Genomic DNA, 6,222 nt, shown 5'->3' on the forward strand with positions numbered 1-6,222 from the left:
GTTCTACATGTACGCCGGCTCGAAGGGCACGCTGTACTCCTTCGTGCTGCCGGGGCAGGACGACGAGGTCGTCGCGTACCACTCCAGCGGCGGCGTCTCGGGCAGCTCGGGCGCGAGCTTCTGCAACCCGAGCGACTGGCTGTGCAACGACCTGACGCTGGGCACCGCGAACAACGAAGGCGGGCGCGCCAAGTGGAGCAACCATTCGGTGGTGTTCCGCGACGATGCCGAGGCCTACAACCACTACACGAACAAGAACTGGGGCGGGGTCGTCTCCAAAGTCCGCGCCGACATGGCGACGAACGCGCGCTGACCTGAGAGGCAACACCGCATGGGCAAGCCGGCGCTGGTCGCCGCCGCGTGCGCGATGGGGGTCGCGCTGCTGGTGGCATTGAGCTTCGGGCGCGACGCACCGGCCGAGGTGCCGGCACCCTCGCCTGCCCCGGTGGCCGTGGCCGCGGTTGCAGCACCGGTCGCGCCGCGGCCGGCGTCATTCAGCGCGAGTGCGGTGCAGGCGCGCCGCGCGCAGCTCGACCTGTGGCAGCAACGGCTCGCGCGCTCTGAAGACACGCTCACCAAGTACAAGACCTCGACGCGCTACCCGCACGAGGCGCGCCCGCTGTCCGAGCATCCCGACCAGCTGCGGCCGTTCGATCCGGTGGCCGAGGAGATGCCGTTGCGCACGCCCGGCGGCCARCCGGCCAAGGGCGTGCGCGTGCGCAGCACGCAGGACCGGGTGTTCGCGAGCGGCGCCGAATCGGTGCGCCTCACGGTGCGGGCCGTCGATGACGACGATCGCCCGCTGCCGCTGCTGGTGACGCGCGCCGTCGCGTTCGACCTCCCTGATGCGCGCCGGCCCTCAGGCCTGCCGCAGGTGCCGGTCACGTTCACCGAGGCCGCGGACGGCAGCCTGGCCGCGGTGCTGCAGCCGTCAACGCAGGGCTTTGCGGAGTTCGCCGGCACGATCCGCATCCAGGCCTACCTGAACCAGTCGGGCCAGCTGGGCAACGTCAATTTCGACCTGGTCTACAACCCGCTGGTGCCCGCCGAATGGGCCGGTGTGCGCGAGGCGCTGCAGGCGGGCTCGCTCGATTTCTTCCTGAAGGCACGGGTGGCGCAGCCCGGCCGCTATGTCGTCAGTGCGCGCGTCGACGATGCGGCCGGCAAGCCGTTCGCGCTGCTGAGCTTCAACGACGAGGTGGCTGTCGGCGAGCAGGAGTTCAGGCTGCGCCTGTTCGGCAAGCTGGTGCGCGACGGCAGGCCGGCCTTTCCGCTGACGCTGCGCGATGTGCAGGGATTCCTGCTGGTGCCCGACCGCTTTCCGGACCGCGCGATGCTGCCGCGGCAGGCCGGCACCGTGCACACCAGCAAGGCGTATGCGCTCGACAGCTTTTCAGATGCCGAATGGAGCAGCGAGGAGCGCAGCCGCTACCTCGCCGAGCTCAACAAGGACGTGGATGAAGCAAAGCGGCAGGTCGACACACTGAACCGCTGAGGCGCGGGCGGGCCGAACGCCGGGTCGTCATCAAAGCCAGCGCCACACCCGTACAACCCAGGYGGGAATGCGCTGGCCGCGGGGACGATAGTTCTGGCGAAGTTCTGCGTACATGGGTGACCTCCGAGGCGCGAACTGTATCTTCATACAGTACTGTGTGCAAGCACAGTGTTCACCGCATCAACCTTTGTAGCTGCCGCGCACCGCGTCGCCGGCCGCCTTGGCACCCAGGCCCGTCGGGTCCACGAAGCCGACGGCGGTTTCCGTCAGGCTCGCGCCCATCTCGACGCCGGCCTTCTTCACGTCGCCGCCGATCACCGCGGTGTCGGCCACGTGCAGCGCGCCGCCGATCGCCTTGGCGCCCAGCTCGCCCAGCGCAGAGAACACCTTGCCGAGGCCCGGGATCTTGCCGAGCGTGTTCTTGATCAGGTCGCCGATGAAGTTGAAGGCCTTCGACAGGCCATCGAGGATCTTGTGGCCGATGTACTCGGCGTTGTCCATGTTCGTGCCGTTCTTCTTCACATGGCCGTCGTTGGTCTGGTCGAGCCGCTGGTCGGCCTTCAGGTGCCCGTAGCCGTACTTGCCGAAGTCCTGCAGCAGGCCGGCCTCGGTGCCGTGGCGCGCGTCGCCATCCTTCGTGAAGCCTTCGATCTTGCCGTTCTTCGTCACGTCAGCGGGGCGCACGTCGCCGTCGCGGTCCTTCGCACCCTTGACCCAGCTGACGACGTTGGACGCACGCTGTGCCGCGTCGGCCCGCTCCTGCGGGCTCTTGGCCGGATCGTCCCAGTCGCCGCACTGCTTCTTCAGGTTGTCCTTCACGCCGCTCTGGTTGCCCAGGTTCTTCAGCGTCGGGTTGCCATCGACGATGCTCTGCGCCGAGGCACCGGGAGGCGCCTTGTCATTGGCCGACGGCATCACCGGACCGCCACCGCCGCCCTGGCCCCCCTGCGCGCCCTGCGTCGCACTCGCCTGGCCCTGCGGCACCGCCAGCGCCTGCTGCGGCTGGGCCTGCGGCATCGGCGGCAGCGAGCGCATCGCCGACAGCGACGACGCCGACATGCCGGGCTCCTCGCTGTCGTCATCCTTGCCGCCGAGGGTGAGGCTCGGGAGCTTCAGGCCACCCATCACCTGGTCGATGAGGGCCCCGTGCTGCTGCCCGCCCTGCGAGGCGGCACCGGTGGCCGATGYGGATGGCGCCCCGGCCTGAAACAGTGGTGTGGACTGAATCTTCATGATCGAGGCACTTTCGATGCATCGCTGCGGCCCGCTGCGGCGCAGCGATCGAATCCGGCGAACGGTTCCCTACCTTAAGGACGAGGTCGCGCACACCGGCACGCGCGATGCGAAGCGACGGCCGCCCACGCGAAACGCCCCTGGAATGCCCCTGCCCGCCACACGGCGACACCTGGGCCGGCAAGCCGCTCCCTATGATCGATCGCATGAGCACATTGAACGAACTCGCCGGGCAGCCGGCCCCCGCCTCGGTGCTGGTCGATGTCGGCCGGCTGCTCGCCGCCTACGCCGACGATCGGCCCGATCCCTCGGTGCCGGCGCAGCGCGTCGCGTTCGGCACCTCCGGCCACCGCGGCTCGTCGCTCGACCGCTCGTTCAACGAATGGCATGTGCTCGCGATCGCGCAAGGCATCTGCGACCACCGGCGCCAGGCCGGCATCGACGGGCCGCTGTTCCTCGGCGTCGACACGCACGCGCTGTCGGCACCGGCCGCGGCCACGGCGCTCGAGGTGCTGGCGGCCAACGGCGTGACGGTGATGCTGGCCGAGCGCGACGAGTTCACGCCGACGCCGGCGGTGTCGCATGCGATCCTGGTGCACAACCGCGGGCGCACCGTGTCGGGCCAGGGCCTGGCCGACGGCATCGTGATGACGCCCTCGCACAACCCGCCGCGCGATGGCGGCTTCAAGTACAACCCCTCGCATGGYGGCCCGGCCGACGAGACGGTGACCGGCTGGATCCAGGCCGCGGCGAACCGCCATCTCGAAACCGCGCTGAAGGATGTGAAGCGCATGCCGGCCGCGCGCGCACTGCGCGCCGACACCACGCGCCGCCACGACTACCTGCAGCACTACGTCGGCGAGCTCGGCCAGGTGGTCGATCTCGACGCGGTGCGCGCGGCCGGCGTGCGCATGGGCGTCGATCCGCTCGGCGGCGCCGGCGTGCACTACTGGCGCGCGATCGCCGAGCGCTACCGCCTCGACCTGACCGTGGTCAGCGAAGAGGTCGACCCGACCTTCGGCTTCATGTCGCTCGACTGGGACGGCCAGATCCGCATGGACCCGTCGTCGCCGTACGCAATGCAGCGCCTGGTTGCGCTGAAGGGCCGCTTCGACATCGCGTTCTCGTGCGACACCGATCACGACCGCCACGGCATCGTCACGCCGGGCGCCGGCCTGCTGCCGCCCAACGACTACCTGTCGCTGATGATCGAGCACCTGTTCCGGCACCGGTCGGCCTGGGGCCGCGAGATCGGCATCGCGAAGACCGTCGTCACGACGCAGCTGATCGAGCGCATCGCCGCGCGCCTCGGCCGCCCGCTGTTCGATGCGCCGGTCGGCTTCAAGTGGTTCGCCGACGGGCTGCTGAAGGGCAGCCTCGGTTTTGCCGGCGAAGAAAGCGCCGGCGCGAGCTTCCTGCGCCGCGACGGCAGCGCCTGGAGCACCGACAAGGACGGCATCGCCGCCGCGCTGCTGTCGGCCGAGATCACCGCGACGCAGGGCCGCGACCTCGGCGCTGTCTATGACGAGCTGGCCGGCGCGCTCGGGCGGCCGGTGGCGGGCCGCATCTCGGCAGCCGCGACGGCGGCGCAGAAGCAGCAGCTCGCCGCGCTGTCGCCGCAGCAGATCCGCTCGACCGAGCTGGCCGGCGACCCGGTGGTGCAGGTGATGAGCCAGGCGCCGGGCAACGGCGCGGCGATCGGCGGCATCAAGGTGGTCACCGCGAACGGCTGGTTCGCGGCGCGGCCGTCGGGCACCGAGGACATCTACAAGATCTACGCCGAGAGCTTCCGCGATGCGGCGCACCTGCAGCGCTTGCTCGACGAGGCGCAGCGGGTGGTGGACGCGGCGCTCGCCCGCTGATCGCGTTCAGCGCTGCAGCTTGCCGTGCCAGAACGGCTCGGCCTGGCYGGCGCGCTTCAGGGCCTTGCGCGCCGCGCGGGCCGAACGGGCCTGCTGCGCGGCCAACCAGCCGACGGCGAACCAGGCTTCGGGTTCGGTGACGGCCCGYTCGCGATAGGCCTCCAGCGCCACCGCCAGGTCGTTGTGGCTTCCCAGCGCGTCCTGCGCAGGCGCCAGGGCCTCGAAGAAGCGCGCGACYGGCTTGTCGCGGTACAGCGGCGCGATGAACTCGGCGAGGTAGCGCAGGCGCTTCAGTTCCTTGCGCACCGCATGCTGGTCGTCGGCCGGCGCGTCGACGAAGCCGCGTGAATGCCCGATCAGGCGGCGCAGCAAGGCATCGAGGCGTTCGCCGATGGCCGCCACGGCCGGGCCGTCGTGTGCGCCACCGCTCATCGCCGACGCTTCCATCGCATAGGCCTGGACCGCCAGCAGCACCTGCTGCACATCCGCATGCTGCACCCGCGCCTCGATCGGCCCGGCATCCGCCGGCAGTCGGGGCCGCGTCAGCGGCGGCGCGCCCGCGGCGACCAGCGCATCGGCGGTCTCGTCCTCCAGGATCTGCTGGTCGCGGTCGACGCCGAGCACGCGGAACAACGCGGCCACCGGCGCCTCCCAGCCCGGGTCGAGCCCGCAGTCGAGCGGCGCCATCTCGCGCAACACGACGCGCAGGCGCCGCAGGCCGATGCGCAGCTGGTGCACGTGCTCCGGCTGGCGGCTGCCGGAGGCGACCGCGCTGGCATTGCGCAGCACCTGGGCCAGGCAGGAGCTGATCGCAGCCCGCGCGAGGGCCGGACCATCGGCGTCCGCGGCCAGCTGCGGCGGCTTGGCGCGCGCCGCCGCCGGGTGACTCTGCCCGTGCGACAGCAAGCTGCCGCGCTCGGCCTTCGAGACGATGTCGAGCCACAGGCCATGCTCGCCGACCCAGTCGGAGGCCAGCGCGAACAGGCCTTGCAGCGGCCCGGCCTTCCATTCGAATTCGATCTCGCGCAGCGGGTGCATCGCGGTGCCGGCGACGACCTGCCCGACATCGAGGGCCGCTTCGACCTCGGTGCCCCCCGGCAGCGTGAAGACGCGCACGACGCGGTCGACCTCGGTGCGGAACACCTCTTGCAGGGCGACGCCGCCCAGCACGTCGAGAAGCCGCCGGTGCGCCGGCGAGCCGCGGTGGCGATCGAGGTTGATGGCCGGTGCGCCGCTGCGCACGGCGTCGACCGGCAGTTCGGCGTTGTGCTCGAGCCGCGACACGCCGTGCGCGCCGCTGGCCTTCAGCGTCTGCACCCAGCGCGTGCCTTCGAGCCGCAGGCGCAACGCGATCTCGTGGCGGGCCAGACGGCCGTCGGCGGTGTCGAAGTAATGCGCCTGCATCCGCACGGCCTCGGTGCGGCCCTGCAGGAAGCGCTGTCGCAGGTGCGTGAATCGGGTCTCGGGAATCTGGAACTTCAGCTCGATCTCATGCATGGGGAAAATCAGGGTTTGGCTCGGGTCAGGCGTGCACGCCAGCGGTCCCAGCCAGTGTGCCAGCGCGCGCGCAGCGTCGGCAGGTCACCGCCCGGCGAACCGGTGTCGGACGAGGCGACCTCGTCGCCCCGGTCC

4 protein-coding genes and 1 pseudogene are annotated in these 6,222 nt (G+C 70.9%); 3 read left to right on the forward strand and 2 right to left on the reverse strand.

Going from position 1 to position 6,222, the window contains the following annotated elements; all coding sequences use genetic code 11:
- Both AC1D01_RS16810 and AC1D01_RS16815 read left to right on the forward strand, forming a co-directional pair.
- Nucleotides 1-313 (forward strand): annotated as a pseudogene (locus AC1D01_RS16810) (hypothetical protein); the annotation flags it as partial.
- Nucleotides 314-331: 18 nt separating this feature from the next.
- Nucleotides 332-1,495, forward strand: coding sequence for a hypothetical protein (locus tag AC1D01_RS16815; RefSeq protein ID WP_477868191.1), 1,164 nt, complete (start codon nucleotides 332-334; stop codon nucleotides 1,493-1,495).
- A 180-nt stretch (nucleotides 1,496-1,675) separates the two neighbouring features.
- On the opposite strand, the gene AC1D01_RS16820 is transcribed toward AC1D01_RS16815, so the two are convergent.
- Complete coding sequence (locus AC1D01_RS16820) at nucleotides 1,676-2,728, reverse strand: HrpF/NolX family T3SS translocon protein (protein ID WP_477868193.1); 1,053 nt, start codon at nucleotides 2,726-2,728, stop codon at nucleotides 1,676-1,678.
- 206 nt (nucleotides 2,729-2,934) lie between these two features.
- Here AC1D01_RS16820 and pgm point away from each other — a divergent pair, with 206 nt between their 5' ends.
- Nucleotides 2,935-4,590: a phosphoglucomutase (alpha-D-glucose-1,6-bisphosphate-dependent) gene (pgm, locus tag AC1D01_RS16825; protein ID WP_477868195.1), complete on the forward strand. Its 1,656-nt coding sequence runs from the start codon at nucleotides 2,935-2,937 to the stop codon at nucleotides 4,588-4,590.
- Between the two features lie 6 nt (nucleotides 4,591-4,596).
- On the opposite strand, the gene AC1D01_RS16830 is transcribed toward pgm, so the two are convergent.
- A complete protein-coding gene (locus tag AC1D01_RS16830) occupies nucleotides 4,597-6,087 on the reverse strand; it encodes a CYTH and CHAD domain-containing protein (RefSeq protein WP_477868197.1) in 1,491 nt (496 codons plus the stop codon).
- Nucleotides 6,088-6,222: the final 135 nt, after the last annotated feature.

The sequence above is a fragment of the Rhizobacter sp. P3_B12 genome, assembly GCF_056402895.1.